General features: G+C 63.1%; 23 protein-coding genes. 9 read left to right on the top strand and 14 right to left on the bottom strand.

The window, feature by feature from the left end; all coding sequences use genetic code 11:
- Positions 1-72: 72 nt before the first annotated feature.
- From KLP42_RS13735 to KLP42_RS13755, 5 genes are all read right to left on the bottom strand, one after another.
- Positions 73-858, bottom strand: coding sequence for a transporter substrate-binding domain-containing protein (locus KLP42_RS13735; protein ID WP_215567307.1), 786 nt, complete (start codon positions 856-858; stop codon positions 73-75).
- Entirely contained in the window at positions 858-1,616 is a 759-nt protein-coding gene (locus KLP42_RS13740; RefSeq protein ID WP_215567308.1) for a GntR family transcriptional regulator, read from the bottom strand. The genes KLP42_RS13735 and KLP42_RS13740 overlap by 1 nt, the downstream gene beginning before the upstream one ends.
- A 397-nt stretch (positions 1,617-2,013) precedes the next feature.
- Complete coding sequence (locus tag KLP42_RS13745) at positions 2,014-4,995, bottom strand: autotransporter outer membrane beta-barrel domain-containing protein (RefSeq protein ID WP_215567309.1); 2,982 nt, start codon at positions 4,993-4,995, stop codon at positions 2,014-2,016.
- A 439-nt stretch (positions 4,996-5,434) separates the two neighbouring features.
- Entirely contained in the window at positions 5,435-6,454 is a 1,020-nt protein-coding gene (gene ilvC / locus KLP42_RS13750; RefSeq protein WP_215567310.1) for a ketol-acid reductoisomerase, read from the bottom strand.
- A 40-nt stretch (positions 6,455-6,494) separates the two neighbouring features.
- The gene (locus KLP42_RS13755; RefSeq protein WP_215567462.1) at positions 6,495-7,133 is read right to left on the bottom strand and encodes a TetR/AcrR family transcriptional regulator C-terminal domain-containing protein; all 639 of its coding nucleotides are present in this window, start codon (positions 7,131-7,133) and stop codon (positions 6,495-6,497) included.
- Positions 7,134-7,312: 179 nt separating this feature from the next.
- On the opposite strand from KLP42_RS13755, the gene KLP42_RS13760 reads away from it, so the two are divergent.
- Both KLP42_RS13760 and KLP42_RS13765 read left to right on the top strand, forming a co-directional pair.
- Positions 7,313-7,693: a DUF4087 domain-containing protein gene (locus KLP42_RS13760; protein WP_215567311.1), complete on the top strand. Its 381-nt coding sequence runs from the start codon at positions 7,313-7,315 to the stop codon at positions 7,691-7,693.
- A 370-nt stretch (positions 7,694-8,063) separates the two neighbouring features.
- The gene (locus KLP42_RS13765) at positions 8,064-8,252 is read left to right on the top strand and encodes a hypothetical protein (protein ID WP_215567312.1); all 189 of its coding nucleotides are present in this window, start codon (positions 8,064-8,066) and stop codon (positions 8,250-8,252) included.
- Between the two features lie 66 nt (positions 8,253-8,318).
- Here the strand turns inward: KLP42_RS13765 and KLP42_RS13770 are convergent, their stop codons facing one another.
- Positions 8,319-8,681, bottom strand: a complete 363-nt coding sequence (locus KLP42_RS13770; RefSeq protein WP_502941305.1) for a winged helix-turn-helix transcriptional regulator — start codon at positions 8,679-8,681, stop codon at positions 8,319-8,321.
- 184 nt (positions 8,682-8,865) lie between these two features.
- Here KLP42_RS13770 and KLP42_RS13775 point away from each other — a divergent pair, with 184 nt between their 5' ends.
- Together KLP42_RS13775 and KLP42_RS13780 are read left to right on the top strand one after the other, a co-directional pair.
- Positions 8,866-9,747: an SDR family oxidoreductase gene (locus KLP42_RS13775; RefSeq protein WP_215567314.1), complete on the top strand. Its 882-nt coding sequence runs from the start codon at positions 8,866-8,868 to the stop codon at positions 9,745-9,747.
- 100 nt (positions 9,748-9,847) lie between these two features.
- A complete protein-coding gene (locus KLP42_RS13780; protein ID WP_215567315.1) occupies positions 9,848-10,771 on the top strand; it encodes a bifunctional helix-turn-helix transcriptional regulator/GNAT family N-acetyltransferase in 924 nt (307 codons plus the stop codon).
- Positions 10,772-10,797: 26 nt separating this feature from the next.
- On the opposite strand, the gene KLP42_RS13785 is transcribed toward KLP42_RS13780, so the two are convergent.
- A complete protein-coding gene (locus tag KLP42_RS13785; RefSeq protein ID WP_215567316.1) occupies positions 10,798-11,550 on the bottom strand; it encodes a pyridoxine 5'-phosphate synthase in 753 nt (250 codons plus the stop codon).
- Between the two features lie 245 nt (positions 11,551-11,795).
- Between KLP42_RS13785 and KLP42_RS13790 the strand changes: the two genes are divergently transcribed.
- Positions 11,796-12,302 (top strand): DUF4405 domain-containing protein, encoded by a 507-nt coding sequence (locus tag KLP42_RS13790; protein ID WP_215567317.1) that lies wholly within the window; start codon positions 11,796-11,798, stop codon positions 12,300-12,302.
- Positions 12,303-12,325: 23 nt separating this feature from the next.
- Here KLP42_RS13790 and KLP42_RS13795 read toward each other — a convergent pair whose 3' ends face one another.
- The 5 genes from KLP42_RS13795 to nthA all read right to left on the bottom strand — a co-directional run bounded on the left by KLP42_RS13795 (position 12,326) and on the right by nthA (position 16,110).
- A complete protein-coding gene (locus KLP42_RS13795; protein ID WP_215567318.1) occupies positions 12,326-13,450 on the bottom strand; it encodes an ATP-dependent DNA helicase in 1,125 nt (374 codons plus the stop codon).
- Positions 13,451-13,507: 57 nt separating this feature from the next.
- Positions 13,508-14,212: a choice-of-anchor Z repeating domain-containing protein gene (locus tag KLP42_RS13800; RefSeq protein ID WP_215567319.1), complete on the bottom strand. Its 705-nt coding sequence runs from the start codon at positions 14,210-14,212 to the stop codon at positions 13,508-13,510.
- Between the two features lie 290 nt (positions 14,213-14,502).
- Positions 14,503-14,892, bottom strand: a complete 390-nt coding sequence (locus KLP42_RS13805; protein WP_215567320.1) for a nitrile hydratase accessory protein — start codon at positions 14,890-14,892, stop codon at positions 14,503-14,505.
- Positions 14,879-15,538 carry a nitrile hydratase subunit beta gene (gene nthB, locus KLP42_RS13810; RefSeq protein ID WP_215567321.1) on the bottom strand — a complete coding sequence of 220 codons (660 nt, stop codon included), beginning with the start codon at positions 15,536-15,538 and terminating at the stop codon, positions 14,879-14,881. Before nthB ends, KLP42_RS13805 begins: the two co-directional genes overlap by 14 nt.
- Positions 15,535-16,110 (bottom strand): nitrile hydratase subunit alpha, encoded by a 576-nt coding sequence (gene nthA, locus KLP42_RS13815; RefSeq protein ID WP_215567463.1) that lies wholly within the window; start codon positions 16,108-16,110, stop codon positions 15,535-15,537. Before nthA ends, nthB begins: the two co-directional genes overlap by 4 nt.
- A gap of 358 nt (positions 16,111-16,468) precedes the next feature.
- Between nthA and KLP42_RS13820 the strand changes: the two genes are divergently transcribed.
- The 4 genes from KLP42_RS13820 to KLP42_RS13835 all read left to right on the top strand — a co-directional run bounded on the left by KLP42_RS13820 (position 16,469) and on the right by KLP42_RS13835 (position 19,645).
- A complete protein-coding gene (locus KLP42_RS13820; RefSeq protein ID WP_215567322.1) occupies positions 16,469-17,512 on the top strand; it encodes a helix-turn-helix domain-containing protein in 1,044 nt (347 codons plus the stop codon).
- Between the two features lie 385 nt (positions 17,513-17,897).
- A complete protein-coding gene (locus tag KLP42_RS13825) occupies positions 17,898-18,506 on the top strand; it encodes a RhiA family protein (RefSeq protein ID WP_215567323.1) in 609 nt (202 codons plus the stop codon).
- Between the two features lie 64 nt (positions 18,507-18,570).
- Positions 18,571-19,200 carry a RhiA family protein gene (locus tag KLP42_RS13830; protein ID WP_215567324.1) on the top strand — a complete coding sequence of 210 codons (630 nt, stop codon included), beginning with the start codon at positions 18,571-18,573 and terminating at the stop codon, positions 19,198-19,200.
- 58 nt (positions 19,201-19,258) lie between these two features.
- Positions 19,259-19,645, top strand: a complete 387-nt coding sequence (locus KLP42_RS13835; RefSeq protein WP_215567325.1) for a hypothetical protein — start codon at positions 19,259-19,261, stop codon at positions 19,643-19,645.
- Between the two features lie 103 nt (positions 19,646-19,748).
- Here the strand turns inward: KLP42_RS13835 and ilvN are convergent, their stop codons facing one another.
- Together ilvN and KLP42_RS13845 are read right to left on the bottom strand one after the other, a co-directional pair.
- The gene (gene ilvN, locus KLP42_RS13840) at positions 19,749-20,321 is read right to left on the bottom strand and encodes an acetolactate synthase small subunit (RefSeq protein WP_215567326.1); all 573 of its coding nucleotides are present in this window, start codon (positions 20,319-20,321) and stop codon (positions 19,749-19,751) included.
- A gap of 32 nt (positions 20,322-20,353) precedes the next feature.
- On the bottom strand, positions 20,354-22,132 hold the full coding sequence (locus KLP42_RS13845; protein ID WP_215567327.1) for an acetolactate synthase 3 large subunit: 1,779 nt from the start codon (positions 22,130-22,132) through the stop codon (positions 20,354-20,356).
- Positions 22,133-22,182: the final 50 nt, after the last annotated feature.

A 22,182-nucleotide genomic window follows, 5' to 3' on the forward strand; every position in this document is an offset into this window, starting at 1 on the left:
CTCCCGATGAGCAGCGGAAGGATGCAAGGCGGCGGCGGATGCCACCGCCCTGCAAGGTGGGAAGGGTGCGGCTTACAGGTCGGCCGGAATATCCTGGCCGAGCCACTTCTGGGCGATCTTGTTCAGCGACCCGTCCTTCTTGGCGGCTTCGATGATGGCATTGACCTTTTCCAGCAGGGCCGGCTCGTTCTTGTTGAGGCCGATGTAGCAAGGCGAATTCTTGATCAGGAACTTCAGCTCCGGACGCTTCGGCGGATTCTTGGCAAGAATGGCGGCAGCCACCACGTTGCCGGTGGCAACCACATCCACCTGGCCGGAGAGGAAGGCGGAAATCGTGCCGTTATTGTCCTCGTAGCGCTTGATCGTCGCATCGGCCGGGGCGACCTTGGTCAGTTCCAGATCCTCAATGGCGCCGCGCGTGACGCCCACCGTCTTGCCGGACAGATCTTCCGCCTTGGTCACATTGACGCTGGCCGGCGCGAAAACACCGTTGAAGAAGGGCGCATAGGCCACGGAGAAATCGATGACCTTCTCGCGGTCCGGGTTCTTGCCCAGGCTGGAAATGACGAGATCCACCTTGCTGGTCTGCAGGTAGGGAATGCGGTTGGCGCTGGTGACCGGCACCAGTTCTACCTTCACGCCCATCTTCTCGCCGATCAGCCTGGCCATGTCGATGTCATAGCCCTGCGGCGCCATGTCGGTGCCGACGCTGCCGAAGGGCGGGAAATCCTGCGGCACGGCCACGCGCAGCGTGCCGCGCGCGGCGATATCGGACAGGGCATCCGCATGCGAGGCACCGGCAAAACCGAGCGAGGCGGCAAGCGCGGCGGCGGCAACGAACATTCTTCTGGACAGCATCAAGGGTTCTCCTTCTGGGTGTGTCGATGGGTGGTCTTCAGCATGTCGGCGGCGGGCCTTGGGCCGGCCTCCGTTTCGGGTTGCAGGCTGCGGCGCAGATCGGCGAGCGGGTCGGGCTGGCGGGTCAGGTCCAGCCCTTCCTCCACCTCGTCGAGATGGCGGATGGCAAGCGCGGCCGCCTGCTCCGGCGCATTGGCCTCAAGCGCCGCCACGATGGCGCAGTGGCCCTCATGCGACTGCAGCGCATGGAAGTCCGACTGATACATCAGCGAAATCAGGATGGTGCGCGCCGTCAGATCGCGCAGAACCTCGGTCAACACAGGATTGCCGACAATTTCGGCAAGGCGAATGTGGAAATCGCCCATCAGGCAGGTCAGGCGCTGCCGGTCGGCGCTGGCGATCGCCAGTTTCTCGTCCTCGAGATGCCGATGCAGGGCGGCAAGATCGGACGGCGTCAGGGCAGGCATGGAGCGCAGCAGCCCGTATTCCACGATGCGGCGAGCGCCATAGACATGTCGCGCCTCCTCGGCCGACGGTTCGGAGACGAACCAGCCGCGCCGCGGGCTGACGGTTACGATGCAGCGCGCCTCCAGCCGCATCATGGCCTCGCGCACCCGGGTGCGTGAGACGGAAAAAAGAGCGGCCAGCTGGTTTTCGCTCAGGCGGGTGCCTGGCTGGATACGCGCCGACAAGATGGCATCGACAATGGCCTTGTCGATCGACTGGAGCTGCGGCGGCGAGGTGGACAAATCTTGCATACAAGACTGGAAAGCAACCGGCGTGCCAGACGCAGGACGGACCGGAAATCGCCCTGCCTGTTATCCGCAGGCAACCGCATATGCCGATCCGGCGGGCGGTGAGGCGTGAAAAAGCAGGCAGAGCGCCAACGAAACAGGCCGGGCAGAGATGATCTGCCCGGCCTGTTTTTACACGAGGCTCCGAACCGCGTGATAATGACGCAAAGACAGGCCCCGCTCCCGCAGCTGTCGCCGACAAGATCGGCAGGCGGGCCTGTGGCCGCTGGGTGTGATGGCGGCAGACCTCAGGCAACAGGCATTGACCGACAGATCCGGGCGTACAGCAAGGCTGCAAGGACGGCGCGGCGTCCCCCGCCGCACCTGCGCCCCGCTTTCTGCTCGGCGTTCTGTTGGCTGGCTAGAAGCGCACCTTCCAGTCGGCCTTCACGCCATGCGCCACCGTGCCGTCGCCGAACTGGCCATCATAGCCGATCGACAGGCTGCTGTTTGCGGTGGGCGACAGGGAGAGCCCGAGGCCCACGGCGGCGACATCCCGTGCCGCCTTGACGCCGGCAATCGTGAAGCTGTCACCACCGGCCAGAAACGCCATCTGGCGATCGGCCGTCTCGCCGCCGAAGGCATGGCGCCAGCCGGCATGGGCCGTAACCGCCGTCTTCGCAAGGCCGTCCACCGGAACGTCCCAGGCGAGGCGCACACCAAGCGTCGAATAGACGGCGTTGTCGGCCATGCTCTGGCCGCCAAGTGCCGTGGTGCCGCCGGTTTCGGTGAAGGCGTCGCTGTCATAATGCACGAAAGTGAGATTGCCAAAGGGCTGCCAGCGCAGATCGCCCTCCCCCATGACGGTGCTCACTTCGCCAAAGGCCTGCAGGCTGCGCGCATCATAGCCGGCCGTCAGATGCTCGTTGATGGTGCCGAGCGCCACGCTGCGCGTCGTATCGATGCTGCGGACGGTATAGGCGCCGCCGAAGCTGACGTTGAACGCGCCGAACGCGCGGGCGGCAGAAAGGCCGAGGAAATAGCTGTCCGCTTCGGATCGGCCGCTGCCGGTGTCATTGCTGACACGATCCGTGCCGATCGCCGCGGCCAGCCCCAGCCGCCAGTCACTGGCCAGATCCGTCGTGGCACCGAAGGCGACGCCCCGGGTCCTGTCCGTCATGTCGGAACCGAGATTGTCGCCGTCACGCTCGGCGCGCCGGCCGAAGGCGGACATCCAGACAGTGCTGTCATCGCCGATGCGGCGGCTATCCCCCGACGCTGCCTGCCCGGCGGGCTGGTTCAGATGCGACAGCATCAGGCCGTTGAACAGAAGATCCGCTTCGACCTGACCGCCAATCTGGGCGGCATGGATCGCACCCGTCACCTGTTCGAGTGCCGCATCCGGCGACGTGCCGTTGCTCCACAGCAGGTCGTCATAAAGAGAGGATGCGGTGCCAAGGCTATCGATCGCCCGGCCCACCGACCGCGCATTGGCGCCGCTGGCGGAATTCGCAAAGCTCGCCCCCACCTGCTCGTATCCCAGCGTCACGCTCGACGCGTTGTAATTGACGTCGAGATCGATGAACGACCAGGGGTCGCGCAGTGCGGTGAAGGAACCGGTCACCGCGCCACTGCCGGTCAGCGTGATCAGTTCGTAGACGGTGGTCAGCGGGTTTGCGACGCGCAGGTTGGCAACCGACAAGGTTGTTCCCGAGGCAATGTTCACATCGCCGCTGACCACGATGTTGTCGCTGACGCCAGTCGTCGTGAGATCGGCCACATAGGTGGAGCCGCTGAGGAAATTCAGATCTCCATAGACATACATGGTGCCGGGGGAATGACCGGGCGCCACCGAGCCACCGTCACCGACCGTCAGGTCGCCGACGCTGCCGGTGCCACTCAACTGTACGCCGGTTCCCACGAGGAAATCGGCGTAACGCAGGTCCCCGTCAACGATCACATTGCCGCCCGTCAGCGACACAAGGCCGGCATAGGTGCTGTTGCCATCGAAGGTGATCTCGCCGGAACCTGTTACCGCAACCGTGTCGAAACCCTGATACTGGGAAGTGTCGCCCAGCAGCGAGGCATCCAGGGTCGTGACGCTGGAGAAATCGAGTTCCAGCGTGGCGTCGCCGGAGGCCACGACATTGCCGGTGATGCTGGAGCCATCCTTGAGGATCAGCCGGGTGGTATCGCCCGCCAGCGAAACGGCATTGCCGCCAGTGGCGGTGATCGTGCCGCTGTTGGTCAGCGTGACGCTGTCGCCGGTGAGCGAAACGCCAGTGCCCGCCGTGGCGGTGATCGTGCCGGTATTGTCGACTGTGATCGAGCCATCGCCCGTTTCGGCAGCAATACCGCTCGCTCCGGAAATCGTTCCGGCATTTCCGACCGTGATATCGCCGACGGCCGTCACCATCTGCAGGCCGATCGTCGCCCCGGTGATCTGGCCGGTGGCAGTGTTCGTGACGATCAGGTCGCCATCATCGGACATCAGATCCGCACCGAAATCCGCGCCCTCCAACCGACCGGAATTGGTCAGCTTCGCATTTCCAGTTGTCGCGGCAAGGATTGCGCCGGCTCTGGCCAACGACACTGCGGAACCGGAATTGATGATTTCGATGTTGCCGACGGAAGCAGACCAGGCATAAAGCGCCCTCTGCGTCTGCGAAGTGATATCCCCGGAATTCTCCGCATAGATATCGCCGTGCCACTGAACCATGCGAATGCCTTCGGTATAGGCATTGATATCGCCGCTGTTGATGACGGAGACCAGAGCCGAACCCGTCGAATTGTACCCGCCATCGGCATAGATGCCGCGATCGCTGCTCGAATAAAGATCGCCACTGTTGTCGATGGAGACGCCGCCGTCGTTCGTCGTGGCGGAAAGTGCCGAACTGCCGGTGCTGTTGATCTCTGCACCGCTGGTGATGGTGATATCACCACCCACGCTGGCTCTTACCCACAAACCGCCAAAACCGCCGTTGTTGGTGATGCTGACGGTCGGATCGAGCGTGACGTTGATGCTCTCGACCCGCATGACCGGCGCAATGTTGATGCCACCATAATTCGGCGTCGTGATGGTGGTATTGCTGACCGACAGCGTCAACGTTCCAAACACATCGCCATCACCGTCGTCCGGGAAGAAGTCGATCTTGTTGTCGAAGCCGGAAATCGTCAGCCCGTCAACGCCGAGCGACACATCGCCCTGATTGGGCTTTACGACGACACCGCCATTATCGCATTTGATGGTCGCGACATCCCCCGTCACCGTACAGCCGGCGAAAGCCGGATCGGCGACGCCCACCATCGCGCCCATCACCGCCGTCGCCCCGACAATTCCCGCAAAGGCCGTGTGGCCAAGCAGCCACGTCCTGCGGCACCGCAACCTGACATCCCCCATCATGCATCCACCCCGAGTCATGTTTCGATTTTGGATCAGCTTACCGAGGATCTTCCAGACACGCTCTGCGAGAAATGCGCCCAGCGGCATACGCAACACCAGAACATCAGACAGTGTCACTTTCAAGCAACTAGAATTGCAGACCTGCTCCCAATTATGGGATGCCCGCGACGCCCAGTTGAATTTCACCGCCAGAAGGGCGAGGCGCGACAGCCACCACTTACCAAGGCGGGCAAGGAGACAGCCATGGCGCTTTCGCACTGCAATAAAAACTGCAGGGAGACACCGTTTCCATCTCCGCCCACCCGCCAGCGGCTTTCCCGCCTTGGTGGCGTCAGGCCAGACCGAAACAGAAAGGCCGGGCGCTCTCGCGCCCGGCCCGGAAATCATGGGAAATTTGCCGCTGATGCCCGCAGGCGTGACGGCGGCTTGCGGACTGCAATCAGTTGCGGGCCTTGTCGACCAGCTTGTTCTTGCCGATCCACGGCATCATGGCGCGCAGCTTGGTGCCGACTTCCTCGATCTGGTGGCTGTCGTTCATGCGGCGGATGCCCTTGAAACGGGCAGCACCCGAACGGTATTCCTGCATCCATTCCGAGGTGAACTTGCCGGTCTGGATGTCGTGCAGAACGCGCTTCATTTCAGCCTTGGTTTCGGCGGTGATGATGCGCGGACCGGTGACGTATTCGCCCCACTCGGCCGTATTGGAGATCGAGTAGTTCATGTTGGCGATGCCGCCTTCATAGATCAGGTCGACGATCAGCTTCACTTCGTGCAGGCACTCGAAATAGGCCATTTCCGGTGCGTAACCGGCCTCGACCAGGGTTTCGAAACCGGCGCGGATCAGCTCGACGAGACCACCGCACAGAACGACCTGTTCGCCGAAGAGGTCGGTTTCGCACTCTTCCTTGAAGTTGGTTTCGATGATGCCCGAACGGCCGCCACCAACGCCGCAGGCGTAGGAGAGCGCGAGTTCAAGCGCGTTGCCGGAGGCATTGTGATGAACGGCCACCAGGCACGGCACGCCGCCGCCCTTCTGGTATTCGCCGCGCACGGTGTGACCCGGGCCCTTCGGCGCGATCATGACGACGTCGACCGTCGACTTCGGCTCGATGAGGCCGAAATGAACGTTGAGGCCGTGTGCGAAGGCGATTGCGGCACCATCACGGATGTTCGGTGCGATATCGGCCTTGTAGATGTCGGCCTGCAGCTCGTCCGGGGTCGCCATCATCAGGAGGTCGGCCCAGGCGGCGGCTTCGGCAACGGTCATCACCTTGAAACCATCGGCTTCGGCCTTCTTGATGGTCGGAGAGCCAGCCTTCAGCGCGATTGCGACGTTCTTCGCGCCGGAATCCTTCAGGTTCAGCGCATGAGCGCGACCCTGGGAGCCGTAGCCGACGATGACCACGTTCTTCGACTTGATGAGGTTGAGATCGGCATCCTGATCGTAATAGACGCGCATGTGAGTTCGTCCTTCCCTATGCGTTGTTATAAAGCTTGGTTTACCTGCCCGCAGACGCCCGCTGGGCGCCCCCGGTATCCGTTGACACGCCATGCAGCTGCAGGAAGGCGTCGACCGCCCTCGCCGCCTGGCGTTGATTGTCCTTCAGCCCCGGTTCGCCGAGCAGCATGCGCACATGCAGATCCGAGACGATGAGGCCGTAAAGTGTGTGATAGGCGCTGTCGGCATCGTGGAAACGCAACAGCCCCGCCCGGCGCCCGGCCTCCATCAGGCCGATGGCGCGCCGGTCGATCTGGCGCCGGCCATGCTCGATCAGCAACCGGCCGAGCTTGGAGCCTTCGCGGCTCGCCTGGCCGATCGCCAGACGGTTGAGCGCCAGCGACACCTCGCCGGAGAGCACTTCCAGCAGGTCACGACCAAAGGTTTCCAGATGCTCGCGCAGAAGATCGGGCGTCAGCCGCGCCGAGCCCCGCTCGAAGGTGCGCACCTTGCTCGCCTGATGGGCGATCATCGCGGCCAGAAGACCGTCGCGATCGCCAAACCATTTGTAGAGGCTTTCCTTGGAACAGTTGGCAGCCCGCGCCAGGCCCGAGGTCGTCAACGCTTTCTCGCCGCCATCCACCAGAAGCTTGAGCGCCTGCTCCAGAACCTCGTTCTGGCGCGGCGAAAACTCCGGCATTTCAGACAGCTCGGCGGACACGTCGAAAACCTCCCCTGTTGCGTACCGTACCGTACGGTTCCTATCGTTTAGAAGGGCGGCGCAAGAAGGTCAAGCGGTTTTGCAGCGGATCTGGAAAGATTTCGATGCGAGCGGTAAGCAGGACAGCAGGAGTTTGTCCACACGGAGGAGGAAGAGCCATGTCCGGCCACAATGCGCCCCTGATCGCTGCCCTCGGCATCATCCTTGCCTCGCTTCTGTGCGGAGCGGCCCAGGCGGAGGAGAAACGATGCGGCTGGGTGCAGAACCCGACGCCCGGCAATTTCTGGCTGGATGACCGGGATGGATCCTGGACCATCCTGACGCAGGGCTCGGACGAGGAACCCGAGGGCATCGACGCCCTTCCGGACCTGTCGGCCGGCGAATTCGTCGAGACCAATGGTCATTACGGCTATGCCTGCGCCTGTCTCTCGGTCGAGACGAACAGGGCTGAAATGCGCATAACCCGGATCAGCAGCGCAAGGCAGCTGCCGATCGCCACATGCCGCACGGACAGAACGCTGCCTGACCCCGGCGACTGAGAGGACCACAGGGCAAGCCCCGGCGACGCCCGGGCCGCACAGCCCATGCGCGTCGGCAGGCTGCCGTCAGCGTCGGACCAGAAGGATTGCGACAGCGCCTGGCCGGCACAGTCTGTCCAATGAACACTGCATCACCGAGGTGTGAATAGAGCCTGACAGCGACCACCGGGCCCGCATTTCAGCAGAACCGGAAGTTTAAGCCCTTGGAACGCAAGGAGTTGCAGTGAGATTGGCCAACAGGTGAAGGCCGGACAATGCTGCAATGCAAAATCGGGGCAGCTCACCCAGATTGCGATGCAACGCGCTCATACCTAATTCTCCCCCGCGTGAAGATCATCTTCCGCAGACACACAGAACATGAGGAAACACCATGCGCACACTGATCGCCGCCTCGATGATCGCCGTGCTTGCCGGCGCGACCATGGCAGACGCCGCCACCCAGAAAAAGGCTCCCGCCACCAGCCAGCCACAGACGACCAGCAGCACCGTGCAGCCGCCGGCGGCACGCAAGGCTCCGGCGCCGTTCAAATGGCATCACCGCAACCAGTTCACCGGTTGATGCTGCCACCAGCAAGGCGGGGAAGGGCTTTCCCTTTCCCGCCTCCCTCCAGCGCTCAAGGCGCCCTCAATCGGCCGCCCCCATCCGGTCGAACGCCATCCGCGCCAGGCGGATTGCCTCGTGATTTTCAGTCGCCCAGCGCATGACCCTGGACAGGGGCTGAAACAGCGAGCGTCCCAGCGGCGTCATGCTGTATTCCACGCTCGGCGGCTTGGTCGGAAATACCGCTCTCGCCACATAGCCGTCGCGCTGCAGGTCGCGCAACGTCTGGGTCAGCATGCGCTGCGAAATGTCGGGCACAAGACGACGCAGCTCGCCGAAGCGATAGGGCCGCTCCGACAGGGCGAGCAGGATCAGCGTCGACCACTTGCCGGCGATGTGACTCATCACGTCGCGCACCGGGCAATTGTCGGCGTTCCATCCGGACATGCCTTCGGTCGAGATCGGCAGGAGGTCCGGCGGTGTTCTCTGGTCCATGGTGGTTCCCTTCAGGTAACGATCTCCCGCAAAACTGCCTTCTTTACAGCAGGGGGGCAATTCCTATTCTAGCGCTACTCTCAAATTGAGAGCAACCATTACCCGCGGCACTCCGCCGCGCAGGAAGGAACAGCAGATGACCAAAGTTCTCGTGACGGGCGCCTCCGGCCAGCTTGGCCGCGGTGTGATCGCCCACCTTCTGAAGGACGGCAAGCTGGCCGCAGCCGACATCGTGGCCGCCAGCCGTAATCCGGACAAGCTGGCCGACATCGCCGCACAGGGGATCGAAACCCGTGCCGCCGATTTCAATGACCCAGCCGGTCTCGAAACGGCCTTTGCCGGCATCGATCGCATTCTGCTGATCTCGACGGACGAACTGGCCGCGCCCGGCAAGCGCCTGGAACAGCACAAGGCGGCGGTTGCCGCAGCAGTCAAGGCCGGGGTGAAGCATATCGTCTACACCTCGATGCCCAACCCGGACAAATCGCTGATCAGCTTCGCACCCGACCATCTCGGCACCGAAGAGGCTATCAAGGCCAGCGGCCTGCGCTACACGATCCTGCGCAATTCCTGGTACACGGAAAATCACTTCATGGGCCTGCCGCATGCGCTGCAGGCGGGTGTCTGGTACACTTCGCAGGCCGGCGGCCGGCTTCCCAACATCTGCCGCGATGATTGCGCCGCCGCCGCGGCCGCAGCCCTTGCCTCGCCGCCCGCCGAGAGCGTGGTGATGACGCTGACCGGCAGCGAATCCCTGACGGCCGAGCAGATCGCCGAGATCGTCTCCACCCTGACCGGCAAGCCGCTGGCGGTGGTGCAGGTCAGCGACGAACAGCTGGCCGGCGGCGTGCGTGCCGCCGGGATGCCGGAATTCGTCGTGCAACTGGTGGTCAGCGCCGATGCCAATATTCGCGAAGGCAATTTCGACCTCGTCACCGACGATTTCGAGAGGCTGACCGGCCGCAAGCCGCAGAGCGTGGCCGCCTTCTTCGCCGCTCACAAGGCGGCCCTGGGCTAGGCTTTGACCCACCCGTCGGCGACGCCCCTGTCGTCGCCGATGGAATATTGTTGACTCAGTCAAATAAATAATGGACAACGTCCTCCATGGGAGGCGCTGCATGTCCGACATCCTCGACACCATCCGAAGCTTCAACCGCTTCTACACCGATCACCTCGGCCTGCTGTCGCAGGCCTATCTCCAGTCCCCCTATTCGCTGACCGAAGCGCGGGTGATCTACGAGATCGGCGCCCGGCCGGGCATAGTCGCCGCCGACCTGACGCGCGACCTGCACCTCGACCCGGCCTATCTCAGCCGCATCCTGCGACGCTTCCGCAGCAGCCAGCTGACCCACTCCGAACGTGACGCGGACGACCGCCGCAGCCAGAAGCTGTTTCTGACGGAAACGGGCATGGCGGAGTGGCAAAGGCTTGGCGAACAGTCACGCAGGCAGGTTGCCCAAGCCCTGTCGCCGCTCGGCCTCGATGCACAGCGCGCGCTGGTGGAGGCGATGCGAAACCTGCAGGCCCTGCTGGAGGGGACGGCGAACGACGCGGGTCCCCTGGTGCTGCGCTCGCACCGCCCCGGCGACATGGGCTGGGTGATCGAGGCACAGACACGCTTCTACACCGAAACCTTCGGCTGGAACGACCAGTTCGAGGCGCTTGCCGCAGAGGTGGCAGGACAATTCCTGAAGACCTTCGATCCAGCCCTGGAGCGGGGCTGGATCGCGGAACGCGAGGGCCAACGGCTCGGCTCCATTTTCATCGCCAATGGCGGCGACGGCATCGCCAAGCTGCGACTGCTCTATGTGGATCAGGCCGCGCGCGGTGCGGGCCTCGGCAAGCTGCTGGTCGGCGAGGCCATCCAGTTCGCCCGCCGCTGCGGCTATCGCCAGATCATGCTGTGGACCAATGACAATCTGGAGGCAGCCCGCGCCCTCTATCTGAAAGCCGGCTTTCGCCTGGTGTCGGAAGAACGGCACACGCTGTTCGGGCCGGAACTCACAGGCCAGACCTGGGCTCTGGATCTGAGACCGGCCTGAAACCGGCCTGAAGCCCTGGCCGGTCCTCAGAGCTTTTCGCCGCAGGCGCGGCGGAAGCGGCGGACGGTTTCCGCCATGCCATATTCCAGCGCATCGGCCGTCAGCCCGTGACCGATCGACACTTCCGCCAGATGCGGAATGCGGGCCGCCAGCGCCGGCAGGTTGGCAACCGTCAGGTCATGGCCGGCATTGACGCCGAGACCTTCGGCCTTCGCCGCATCGGCGGTCCGCCCCAGCAGGTCGAGCATCGCCCTCGCCTTTTCCGGCTCGTCAAAGCATCCGCCATAGGGGCCGGTGTAAAGCTCGATGCGGTCGGCACCGGTTGCCTTCGCCAGCCGCACCGCTTCCTCGTCGCCATCGCCATCGGCAAACAGCGAGACGCGCATCCCCTTGTCCTTGAGACGCGCCACGATCGGCTTCAGCATCTCGCCCTGTGTCCGGAAATCAAAGCCGTGGTCGGAGGTGGCCTGGGCCGGATCGTCCGGCACCAGCGTCACCTGTTCCGGCTGGGTTTCTTCGCACAGCCGCAGGAAATCCTCGCTGGGATAGCCTTCGATGTTGAATTCGGCCGCCGGAAACTCGTCATCGATCAAGGCCCTCAGCACCGGAAGATCGGAAAAACGGATGTGCCGCTGGTCGGGGCGCGGATGCACGGTCAGCCCGCAGGCGCCCGCCTCAAGCGCCAGGCGCCCCAGGTGCCGCACGCTCGGCCAGGGCAGATCGCGGCGATTGCGCAGCATGGCGACGGCATTCAGATTGACGGACAGCTTGGCGGGCATGGCACAAAATCCTCGGCAAAGAATGGCCGAATGTCTAAAGCAATCGACGTTTGGCAGGCAATGGAATTGTCAGCCGGGATGCAAGCAAATTGCTGAAGCATCTATCAATTTCCGTGGTGGCTCGCGCCCTTTCCGGCAGCGAAACTTGAATTATGGCAAAACCATGATTGCCAACTTGTAACGTGACCGCCACCGTCGGCGCAGCTAGGGATCCATCAGACCATTCACATATATGAGAGACCGACATGCCATCAATCCTGGCGCGCTACGCCACCCCCTTCATCACCGGGCTCTTCCTCGTTTCGCTCATTTCGGGGATTGCCCTGTTCTTCCACTGGGGGCCGGGGCAGTTCCACGGCATCCACGAATGGCTGAGCATGGTGCTGATCCTGCCCTTCCTGCTGCATGTCTGGAAGAACTGGCGGCCGATGGTGCTTTATTTCAAGCGGGCGCCCATGGTGATCGCACTGCTGGTATCGCTGGCCGCGTCGCTCGCCTTCTTCATGCCTCTCGGCTCCTCCGGCGGCCAACGCGGCGCGCCGCCACAGGTGGCGCTGATCCAGATGGTGGCGAAGGCGAAGCCCGCACAGCTGGCAGCGCTTGTCGGCAAGAAGGAGGACGAGATCCTTGCCGCCCTGAAGGCCGCCGGCTTCGCAGCCGCCGCACCGGACCTGTCGCTTGGCGATATCGCCCGATCCTCCGGCAAAAGCGACCGCGATCTGATCATGCAAGTGGCCGCGCTCGGCGGCTGAGCGCAAGGGGGAAGCCGGGCGCCTTATCGAACGATGGTGATCGTCTCGGCCGCGCGGGTGATCGCGGTATAGAGCCAGCGCTCGCGCGTATCGCGAAACGCCCAGCTTTCATCGAACAGCACGACATTGTTCCACTGCGAGCCCTGCGCCTTGTGCACGGTCAGCGCATAGCCGAAGTCGAACTCGTCATAGCGCTTTCGGGTGGACCAGGGAATTTCACCCTCCTCCTCGAAGGCCTGCTTCAGAAGCTTGATCTTGGCGGCACCCCGATCCATGTCGTCGTCTTCTGGCCGGATCATCAGGTTGATGCCGGGCTTCACCGTCTCGCGCGAGGAACTCATCACCTGCCAGAGCGAACCGTTCAGCAGCCCCTTGGCCGGATCGTTGCGCAGGCAGACCAGCTTGTCGCCCGATTGCGGATAGGCCTGGGAAAAGCCCTTGAGTTCGCGCAGGCGCTGGTTGTAGCGCCGCCTGGTCTTGTTGGTGCCGACCAGAACCTGGTCGGCCTCCAGCACAAGCGGCTGGGTGACCTCGTTGCGGGAGATCACCTGTGCGGTGCCGTAATCGCCATACATGATCTCCTTGCCCTCACGCACATGCATGGCGAGCTGGATGATCGGATTGTCGCGTGCCTGGCGATGGATCTCGGTCAGGAGATAGTCCGGTTCCTGATCGGTGAAGTATCCGCCGCCCGAGACCGGCGGCAACTGGCCGGGATCGCCGAGCACCAGGATCGGCGTTCCGAAGCTCATCAGGTCCTTGCCGAGCTGCTCGTCAACCATCGAGCATTCGTCGATGATGATCAGCGCCGCCTTGGCGACCGGGCTCTGGCGGTTGATGGAAAACATCGGCGCGATGGACGTCTTGCCGGTTTCCTCATCCTCCACCGCCTCCTCGCCGCGCGGGCGGTAGATCAGCGAATGAATGGTTTTCGCGTTGGAGGCGCCGCGCGAGCGCAGCACCTGGGCGGCCTTGCCGGTAAAGGCGGCAAACAGCACGTCACCATCGACATTCTCGGCAAAATGACGGGCAAGCGTCGTCTTGCCCGTTCCGGCATAGCCGAACAGGCGGAAGACCTGGCTTTGGCCTTCCTTGAGCCACTTCGAAACGGCCTTCAGGGCCTCATCCTGTTGCGGTGCGAACTGCATGCCTCTTCATTGAGGATTCGGAACAGAATAGCAACCTGAAACACCGTCTCCGACGCGCTACTTTACCTCGAGAGGCACAGGCTTCGATTCCATCCCCGCATCGCCCGGATTGACGACGGAGACGAAGACCGTGCCGGTCTGCCGCAGCACCTCAGGCGGTAATGCGATCTTCAGGCGTCCCTCGCCATCGGCCTTCACGTCGCAGGCCGTACCGTTCACCTTGACGATCGCCTTGGGATCCAGAAAACGCCCGATGACGACGATCTCTGCATTCGGATCGCCCTGCAGCTTCTCGGCCGGATCGAGCTTGTCGATCACCGGCGTCCGCGCCTCCATCGCGTCCTGCACCTTCGGCGCCTTGAGGATCGTGTCGAACAGCTCGTCGAGCTTGGCAATGCCCTTGCGGGCGAACATGCCGGTCAGCCCGGCAATCGCCGCCATTCCGGCGGGATTGAGGGGCGGAGCCGACGGCTCTCCCGCCTGCGGCGCAAGGATCAGAAGCCCGGCCTGCAGCAGCAGCCCCATCAGCAGGCCCAGCACCATGCCGAAGACAGGATGCATCACATACCACCAGATCCAGTTCTGGTTGAACTGACCAAGCCCCTTGTGGATCGCAAACTTGTAGGCGGAGTTCAATGCACCGCCAAGCGCACCCGACACGGCAACCAGAAGCAGGATGATCACTTCGCTGTTGGTCAGCCCCAGCAGATTGGTCACACCAGCCGGCTTTGCCGCCGCCGCGGCAAACGGTGACACGAACATCTGCCACGGCATGCTCGACGCGGGGCGAGGAAACGGCCAGACCGCCACCAGCAAACCGGCGAAAAGAACAGGCACCACGACAAGGTAAGCACCCAGCAGATAGTCAAAAAACTCTGATTTCCCTGTATTCGAGCCCATCTGGCGACCCCCGCAGGCACGAACGAGAATAATATATTTATATTATACAGATAAATTCAGAAAACGGAAGAATTATTTCCGGATGATATCCGACACCTGACAGATAAGCCGAACAGAAAGGCGAAAATCAGCCAGAAAACACTCTGCCTCTTCTATTCCTCCGCACGCCTACTGCGGTGCGGATCATTCTCCAGCTGGATCGGTTGCCCATGCGGCGTTGCTTCTGCAGCACGCTGCCAGCTTTGCTGGAGGGCCAGAACCAGCGTCTCGTCGGCCACACCCTTTTCGGCCAGAAGACGCGTCAGCGCAGCCACCCAGGCCTCGAAATAGTCAGAACCATCCTCTGCTCGTCCGGCACGATGAACTTCAAGGGTGAGATGAGATGCCCATTCGGGCCAAGTGAACAGCCCGCGTTCATGCAGGTGCACAGTGATTGCAAAGACCTCCGCCTGCCAGGGTTCGGCAAAGACCGGGTCGCCCTCCCCCGAGCGCGGCAGGCCCGGCGAGACAAGCAGCGGAGAGACGGCGTCACACAGGCTCAAGATAGCTCTCCCAGGCATCGATGGAAACGGAAAGCGTCGGATCACTGCCCTCCCCCCAGATCTCGGGCCCGTCAAAGACCACCGTATAAACCCATTGTGGATTTTCGCCGCGGCCATGGGCATTGTCGTCAGCAAAGACAAAGGAGCCCTGTACCGCCTCGACAATACCCGTTTTGCCGCGGGCATAGCGCGGAAGACGCGTATGGGTGGTCGGGTTGACATTGCGGGTGCGAACCCGTGCGCCGACGGCAAAGCGCGGCACCTGTGAAAGCGGCCGGTCGCACGGACCGCCGCGGGCAAGAACGCCCGCCACCATCTCGGCCGTCAGCACACGCTTCGGCGCGGCACCGGCAGACAGGCTTTTGCCGGCCGCAATCTCGTCGGCAGTCACGAAACCGTGGCGCTGCAGCAGCACCTCCAGCGCCCGGATCCAGATCTCGTAATAGCTGGCGGCGAGATAGGCGGCAGGCGGAATGTTTTCCCGCGCATGCCGGCTTTCGTCGATCGTCCAGGCCCCGAAGGCGCCACAGGCAAGCGTCACGCCAAGCGCGCGGCGCTCCCAATCCGCGTGGAACCATGGCTCGTCCGCCTCGGGCGCGATCGGTCCGAATCCCATCTGGCCACCAAGATCGTGCGGACCGTTCATGCGGCTGTCTCCGGAAGACGGGCAAGACCGGTACCGATCATGCTGTCGCGCGTCACAAGGCCGGCGAGATCCGCCTCGCTCCACCCGTCGGTGCCGGCCGGCCGCTGCGGCACGACCAGATAACGCAGTTCCGCCGTCGAGTCCCAGACGCGAATCCTCTTCTCCTCCGGCAGGGTCACGCCGAATTCCCGAAGCACGCCGCGCGGATCGATGACCGCCCGCGACCGATAGGCGGGCGCCTTGTACCAGACCGGCGGCAGACCAAGCACGGACCATGGATAGCAGGAGCAGAGCGTGCAGACGACGAGATTATGGGTCGCGTTGGTGTTGAACACCGCCCGCATGTGCTCCCCCTGCCGGCCGGTATAGCCGAGGCTGGCAATGGCAGCGGTCGCATCGCGCGAAAGCCAGTCGGCAAAGGCCGCGTCGCTCCAGGCCCTTGCGACGACACGTGCGCCGTTGCGCGGCCCCACCTTCGTCTCATAGGTCTCGACGATCGCATCGAGCGCGCCGGGGTCGATCAGCCCCTTTTCGGTCAGCACCGTTTCCAGCGCACGCACACGCGCCTGCATGTCCGAATAATGGTTGTCGTGGTGGTGGTCGTGATGGTCGCCGCTCACGGCAGATCCTCCTGGACTCGGCTGAAGGCGAAACCATGCGTGAAAGGGCGCAGGATCGCAAGCCTGACGCGACTCAGCAACGACACACGCCAGAAAACACAACCAAAAGGAGATTTCGACTGATCGATACGGGAAAAGAATATTTTCATAATAGGATTATTTTCTAAACGCTCCTCCGGCTACAGGGAACAAAATCGGATCATAATTGGCAGATTCGTCGAATCTTCTAAAGGGAATTTATTCTTAATATTACTGTTGAAAGCCGAGCATCTGTCGGCAAGCCATCTCCAGAAACAACCTGGAGATGAAAATGCAGTCTCAACACACCACCACACCCTCGCTCTCCACCCGCTGCCTCGACACCCGCCCCGGGCACGAACAGTCCCCGCAGGCTTTCTGGCAGGGCATCCTCGCGCCGCTTTGTGCCGTCTCCTCCCCCGGCGCCACGGACGGTTCCGCCGCGGGTTTCGCCACCATCCACCATGCCGGTGGCTTCCTGCTGCTGCATGGTTGCATGCCGCACCTCGAACTGCGCCGTACCCCGGCCCGCCTGGCGCAGGACGGGCTGGACCATCTGCTCCTCACCTGCCTTCTGGCAGGACGTGCCGGCTGGACGGATGGGCGGCCGAACCTGCTGCGGCAGGGCGATTGCATCACCGTCGATCTGGCCGCACCGTTCAGCCTTCGTACCAGTCCCGGTTTCGAGGCGTTGCATCTCATCATCCCGCGCCTTGCCCTGCCGGCCGGAGTCGCGCCGCCGGAGCCGATGCGACCGCGCCGTCTTGCCGGCGGTCAGGGCATGGCCCGTCTGCTGCAGGGTCTGGCCGCAGCACTGCTGGCAGCGACCACCGCGCCATGGCCCGCAGACCTTGCCGGGCTGTCGCGCCCGGTGCTGGATCTGGTGGCACTGGCCCTCGGCCCGGCAAGGCATGAGGCCGGTGCCGGGGCGAATGCAGATCTGCGCCGGCGCCTGCGCCGCCACATCGAGGAGAATCTCGGCCTCGGGCGCCTGACGCCCGAGCGTCTGTGCACGGATCTAAGATTGTCACGCAGCCAGCTTTACCGCCAGTTCGAAGGGGATGGCGGCGTGGAGGCCTATATCCGCCGTCGCCGGCTCGACCGCAGCCTGCGGATGCTGGCCGACCCCGCACTCGCCGAACGCCGCATCGGCGACATCGCCTATGAAGCGGGCTTTGCCGACGAAGCGCATTTCAGCCGGCTGTTTCGCCAGCACTACGGGCTCTCGCCCCGCGCCTTTCGCAAATCCGGCAGCGTGTGGACCAGTCTCCCCACCCATCCGGCCGGCACCGAGGACCCGACTGTCCGCTTCGCCGGCTGGCTGCAGCGATTGTGAGCCCCCGTCGCGATCGGGGACGCTGGTGCAAATTTTCGGGACGGATGACCAAGACAGAATGTGAGGTTGTGTATAAGTTCAAAGACAACCGAGAGGAGAAATCATCTCTCGCCCACACCAAAAAGACGACGGAGAGGAAACCCATGGCGCAAGACCTGACCCCGGTCGGACATCCGCACCGCCTGCGCAAAACGCAAGCGCTGGCAGGCCCGCCGCCTACCTCTTCCACTGCTGCCCGGCCCTGACAGGCCGGCCCACCGATCCCTCCGTCGATTTCCTCCGCCCAGGCGACGGATGGGATGGAGCCGGTGCCTGCCGCACCCCACCACCCCGGCACCGGCTCCCCCTCACCCCAACGAAAACGTCCAACAGAAAGGCATATCCCATGACGACCTATTCGCTGACCTGCGTCAACAATTCGACGCTCTCCGGCAGCTTCGCCGTGTTCCAGAAGGCGCCGCCGACCACGGTGCCGGGCAATGTCTTCTCGCTCGCCTGGTTCGCCCGCCCGACCGCGCCGAACAGCAAGGTGACCTTCACCTGGAGCCTCGACTACAGCTTCGTCTGGTCCGAGACCGGCATCCTGCAGCCCGGCATCAACTTCAATGCCTCCCAGGTGGTGCCGGCAGATCCCAATGCGCAGAACCTGATTCAGCTGAAGCTCGACAATTACGGCGCGACGACCTTCGCCAACTCCAGCTCCGGAGGTGCCATCGGTTCGCTGACGATCCAGCAGTTGTCCAACGTGGCACCGAACCGCACCTCGGTCGGCATCGGCATGGCCGGCTCCGGCACCTTCGCCGTGCAGGCACAGCCGAACATGACCGCCGTCTTCACGCCCCACCCGAATTACTGGGTGATCTTCGGCAATTTCGAAACCGGTGACGTCATCGACATCGAGGATGTGACGGGCGCCGTCGAGGTGACCTATGGCGGCGCACTGACCTCGCGCACGGCATTGCTCGGCCTCGACAACATGATCACCGTCTCCTGATGCATTCCGGTGGCCGCACGACGTGCGGCCACCCCAACCTTTTCTGTCCGAGAGGAGAGCCGCCATGCCCGATTACCGACTGATCTGCGCCAACGCGTCCCGTCTGCACGGCAATTTTGCCATCTATCAGGTGCCGCCGGCATCCGACAACATGCAGCAGATCATCAGCCTCGCCTGGCTGTCGCGCCCGGCCGCGCCCGGAACACGCATCACCTTCACATGGTCCACGGCCATGTCCTTCGTCTGGGGAGAGCGCGGCAATTTCCGAGGTCGTTCCTATTTCGCCGCCTGCCAGCAGGTGCCGGCCGATCCCGACCGCGAAAACCTGATCGATCTCGGGGCCGACGAGTTCGGCGCGCCGGATTTCAGCGCCCTGCGCGTTGGCGGCCCGCCCGGCGTACTGACGGTGCGCCAGCGCAACGCCATCTTCGACTTTCCCGTGCATGTGGGCATCGCGATCGGCGGCGCCGCCGTCTACACGGTGGATTTTCACGCCAACATCTCGACCAGCTTCATTGCCCATCGCGACCGCTACTGGGTGATGTTCGGCGGCTACAGCCCGGGCGAAGCCATCGATGCCACCAGCATCACGAATGGGGTGATCCTGGATTTCAGCACGATCACGCCAACACAGAGCGTCATCATGGGATCGGACAACATTCTGCGCGCCGGCCCCGTCGAGCGGTTGACGTGAGGATCGGCGCGCTTGCCGTCCCGCCGCTCCATTCGAGCGCTCCTCCACACATACCGGCATGGGCGACACCGGCTCCTTTGCCGCCCCTCTCAAAACTTATGGAGAAAAGAAAATGGCAACACTTCAGCTGTCTTTCGCGAATGATTCACAGGCGCAGGCACAGCAGTGGCTTGGTCTGTACGTCTTCAATGGCGCCCTGATCGGACAATTGCAGGCGCCACTTGCGGCTGGCCAGAACTTCGAATTCACGCTTCAGAACGTCGATATGGCCAGCGTCTTTCCGATCATCATCGCCGTACCGGGAACCAATCTCGTTCGGGTGACAACGATGAGATATGACGGTCACAACTGGGTTCTGGACAACGCTCCCAACAATGTTCAGCTCCTGGGTCTTCTGGCCAACACCACGTATACGCTGGTCATCGAGTCGAGCACCCTTCAGTAAGACGGCCCGGATTACTAATCGGCAATCCTCCGTCAGGAAGAAGCCGCCGCAGTGCCCTCACCGCGGCGGCTATAGTCGTTTGGCAGAAACGGAGCGCTCCCCTTCACATCCCCTGCGGGCCGCGGTTCATCGCGGCAATGCCAGTGCGGCAGACCTCGATCAGGCCGAGCGGCTTCATCACCGCCACGAACTGGTCGATCTTCGAGGATTTTCCGGTGATCTCGAAAATGAAGTGGGCAACCGTCGCATCCACCACCTTGGCGTGGAAGGCATCCGCCAGGCGGAGCGTTTCGGCGCGGCCTTCGCCGGTGCCTGCCACCTTGACGAGCGCGACCTCGCGTTCGATCGGGCGCTCCTGGCCAAGCTGGCTGGCGCGCACCGTCAGGTCCACCACGCGGTGAACCGGGACGATGCGATCGAGCTGCGCCTTGATCTGCTCCAGCACGCTCGGCGTGCCGGTGGTGACGATGGTGATGCGCGAAAGGTGCGCCTCATGCTCCGTTTCGGAAACCGTCAGGCTTTCGATATTGTAGCCACGGCCGGAAAACAGGCCGATGACGCGGGCCAGCACGCCCGGCTCGTTGCTGACGAGAACCGAAAGCGTGTGGCGTTCCTGGCGGGCGCTTTCCTGCTGGATGAAGTAGGCCGAGCCGGTGGGTTGAAGGTGTGCGTTCATGGATGCGTTCCTCTCAGATATCCGGTGGCGGCTCAGACGAGCTGCCGGCCCTTCGCGTCGATGGCATTAGCAACGGCTTCGTCGGTCGCCTCGTCCGGCAGCAGCATCTCGTTATGCGCCTTGCCCGAGGGGATCATCGGGAAGCAGTTGGCGAGGTTGGCGACCCGGCAATCGAAGATCACCGGACGATTGACGGCAATCATCTCGGCGATCTTGTCGTCCAGTTCCGCCGGCTTGTCGCAATACATGCCGACCGCGCCATAGGCTTCCGCCAGCTTGACGAAATCCGGCATGGCTTCCGTATAGGAGTTCGACAGGCGGTTGCCATGCAGCAGCTGCTGCCACTGGCGCACCATGCCCATGTACTGGTTGTTGAGGATGAAGATCTTCACCGGCAGGCCATACTGGATGGCGCAGGACATTTCCTGGATGCACATCTGGATCGAGGCATCGCCGGCAATGTCGATGACGAGCGCTTCCGGATGCGCCACCTGCACGCCGATCGCCGCCGGCAGGCCGTAACCCATCGTGCCGAGGCCGCCCGAGGTCAGCCAGCGGTTCGGCGCCTCGAAGCCGAAGAACTGCGCCGCCCACATCTGGTGCTGGCCGACTTCCGTGGTCACGAAGGTCTCGCGCCCCTTCGACGCCTCATAGAGCCGCTGGATCGCATATTGCGGCATGATGACGTCGCTCGAATTCTTGTAGGCAAAGGAATTGCGGGCGCGCCAGCGATCGATCTGCTGGTGCCATCCTTCGGTCTGGGCCGCGTCCGGCTTCTTGGGCAAGGCGCGCCACAGGCGAACCATGTCCTCCAGAACCCGGCCGACATCGCCGACGATAGGAATGTCGACGCGGACATTCTTGTTGATCGAGGACGGGTCGATATCGATGTGGATCTTGCGGGAATTCGGCGAGAACGCATTCAGGCGGCCGGTGATGCGGTCGTCGAAACGCGCACCGATGCAGACCATGACGTCGCAGTCATGCATCGCCATGTTCGCCTCGTAGGAACCGTGCATGCCGAGCATGCCGAGCCAGTTCTTGCCGGAGGCCGGATAGGCACCGAGGCCCATCAGCGTCGAGGTGATCGGGAAATCGGTCAGTTCCACCAGCTCGCGCAGCAGCTTCGTGGCCTCAGGCCCGGAATTGATGACGCCGCCGCCGGTATAGAGGATCGGGCGGCGCGCAGACGCCATCAGTTCGACGGCGGCGCGAACCGCGTTCAGATCGCCCTCGACCTTCGGCTTGTAGCTCTTCTGGGCCACATGATCGGCCTTCGGCGTGTAGGTACCGGTGGCAAACTGGATATCCTTCGGGATATCGACGACAACCGGACCCGGACGACCGGTCTGGGCGATGCGGAAGGCTTCGTGAATGGTGGCGGCCAGTTCGTTGACATCCTTCACCAGCCAGTTGTGCTTGGTGCAGGGGCGCGTGATGCCGACGGTATCGCATTCCTGGAAGGCGTCGGAGCCGATCAGCGTGGTGGGAACCTGGCCGGTCAGGCAGACGAGCGGGATCGAGTCCATCAGCGCGTCCTGCAGCGGCGTCACCGCATTGGTGGCACCCGGACCGGAGGTGACCAGCATCACGCCGACCTTGCCGGTGGAGCGGGCATAGCCTTCGGACGCATGGCCGGCACCCTGTTCGTGACGGACAAGAATGTGCTGGATGTCGTCCTGCTGGAAGATCTCGTCATAGATCGGCAGCACGGCGCCGCCCGGATAGCCGAAAACATGCTCGACCCCGTTGTCCTTCAGGGCTTTCAGAACGATTTCCGCCCCTGTCATCCGATTGTCTGTGTCCGTCATGTCAAAAAGTCCGTCTGCTCTGATTGTCACGAGGCCGAAGCCAGATTGAA

The sequence above is a fragment of the Rhizobium sp. CSW-27 genome (genome assembly GCF_018760785.1).
GTDB lineage: Bacteria > Pseudomonadota > Alphaproteobacteria > Rhizobiales > Rhizobiaceae > Neorhizobium.

Bases quoted from the DNA above. Each gene is read 5' to 3' on its own strand.
- KLP42_RS13845 (WP_215567327.1), bottom strand. From the start codon at position 22,132: ATGACGGACACAGACAATCGGATGACAGGGGCGGAAATCGTTCTGAAA.
- KLP42_RS13765 (WP_215567312.1), top strand. From the start codon at position 8,064: ATGCGCACACTGATCGCCGCCTCGATGATCGCCGTGCTTGCCGGCGCG.
- KLP42_RS13820 (WP_215567322.1), top strand. From the start codon at position 16,469: ATGCAGTCTCAACACACCACCACACCCTCGCTCTCCACCCGCTGCCTC.
- KLP42_RS13830 (WP_215567324.1), top strand. From the start codon at position 18,571: ATGCCCGATTACCGACTGATCTGCGCCAACGCGTCCCGTCTGCACGGC.
- KLP42_RS13800 (WP_215567319.1), bottom strand. From the start codon at position 14,212: ATGTTCGTGTCACCGTTTGCCGCGGCGGCGGCAAAGCCGGCTGGTGTG.
- KLP42_RS13755 (WP_215567462.1), bottom strand. From the start codon at position 7,133: ATGCCGGAGTTTTCGCCGCGCCAGAACGAGGTTCTGGAGCAGGCGCTC.
- nthA (WP_215567463.1), bottom strand. From the start codon at position 16,110: ATGCAGGCGCGTGTGCGTGCGCTGGAAACGGTGCTGACCGAAAAGGGG.
- KLP42_RS13745 (WP_215567309.1), bottom strand. From the start codon at position 4,995: ATGATGGGGGATGTCAGGTTGCGGTGCCGCAGGACGTGGCTGCTTGGC.
- KLP42_RS13790 (WP_215567317.1), top strand. From the start codon at position 11,796: ATGCCATCAATCCTGGCGCGCTACGCCACCCCCTTCATCACCGGGCTC.
- KLP42_RS13775 (WP_215567314.1), top strand. From the start codon at position 8,866: ATGACCAAAGTTCTCGTGACGGGCGCCTCCGGCCAGCTTGGCCGCGGT.
- KLP42_RS13785 (WP_215567316.1), bottom strand. From the start codon at position 11,550: ATGCCCGCCAAGCTGTCCGTCAATCTGAATGCCGTCGCCATGCTGCGC.
- KLP42_RS13740 (WP_215567308.1), bottom strand. From the start codon at position 1,616: ATGCAAGATTTGTCCACCTCGCCGCCGCAGCTCCAGTCGATCGACAAG.
- KLP42_RS13770 (WP_502941305.1), bottom strand. From the start codon at position 8,681: ATGTCCGGATGGAACGCCGACAATTGCCCGGTGCGCGACGTGATGAGT.
- nthB (WP_215567321.1), bottom strand. From the start codon at position 15,538: ATGAACGGTCCGCACGATCTTGGTGGCCAGATGGGATTCGGACCGATC.
- ilvN (WP_215567326.1), bottom strand. From the start codon at position 20,321: ATGAACGCACACCTTCAACCCACCGGCTCGGCCTACTTCATCCAGCAG.
- ilvC (WP_215567310.1), bottom strand. From the start codon at position 6,454: ATGCGCGTCTATTACGATCAGGATGCCGATCTCAACCTCATCAAGTCG.
- KLP42_RS13760 (WP_215567311.1), top strand. From the start codon at position 7,313: ATGTCCGGCCACAATGCGCCCCTGATCGCTGCCCTCGGCATCATCCTT.
- KLP42_RS13780 (WP_215567315.1), top strand. From the start codon at position 9,848: ATGTCCGACATCCTCGACACCATCCGAAGCTTCAACCGCTTCTACACC.
- KLP42_RS13795 (WP_215567318.1), bottom strand. From the start codon at position 13,450: ATGCAGTTCGCACCGCAACAGGATGAGGCCCTGAAGGCCGTTTCGAAG.
- KLP42_RS13735 (WP_215567307.1), bottom strand. From the start codon at position 858: ATGCTGTCCAGAAGAATGTTCGTTGCCGCCGCCGCGCTTGCCGCCTCG.
- KLP42_RS13835 (WP_215567325.1), top strand. From the start codon at position 19,259: ATGGGCGACACCGGCTCCTTTGCCGCCCCTCTCAAAACTTATGGAGAA.
- KLP42_RS13825 (WP_215567323.1), top strand. From the start codon at position 17,898: ATGACGACCTATTCGCTGACCTGCGTCAACAATTCGACGCTCTCCGGC.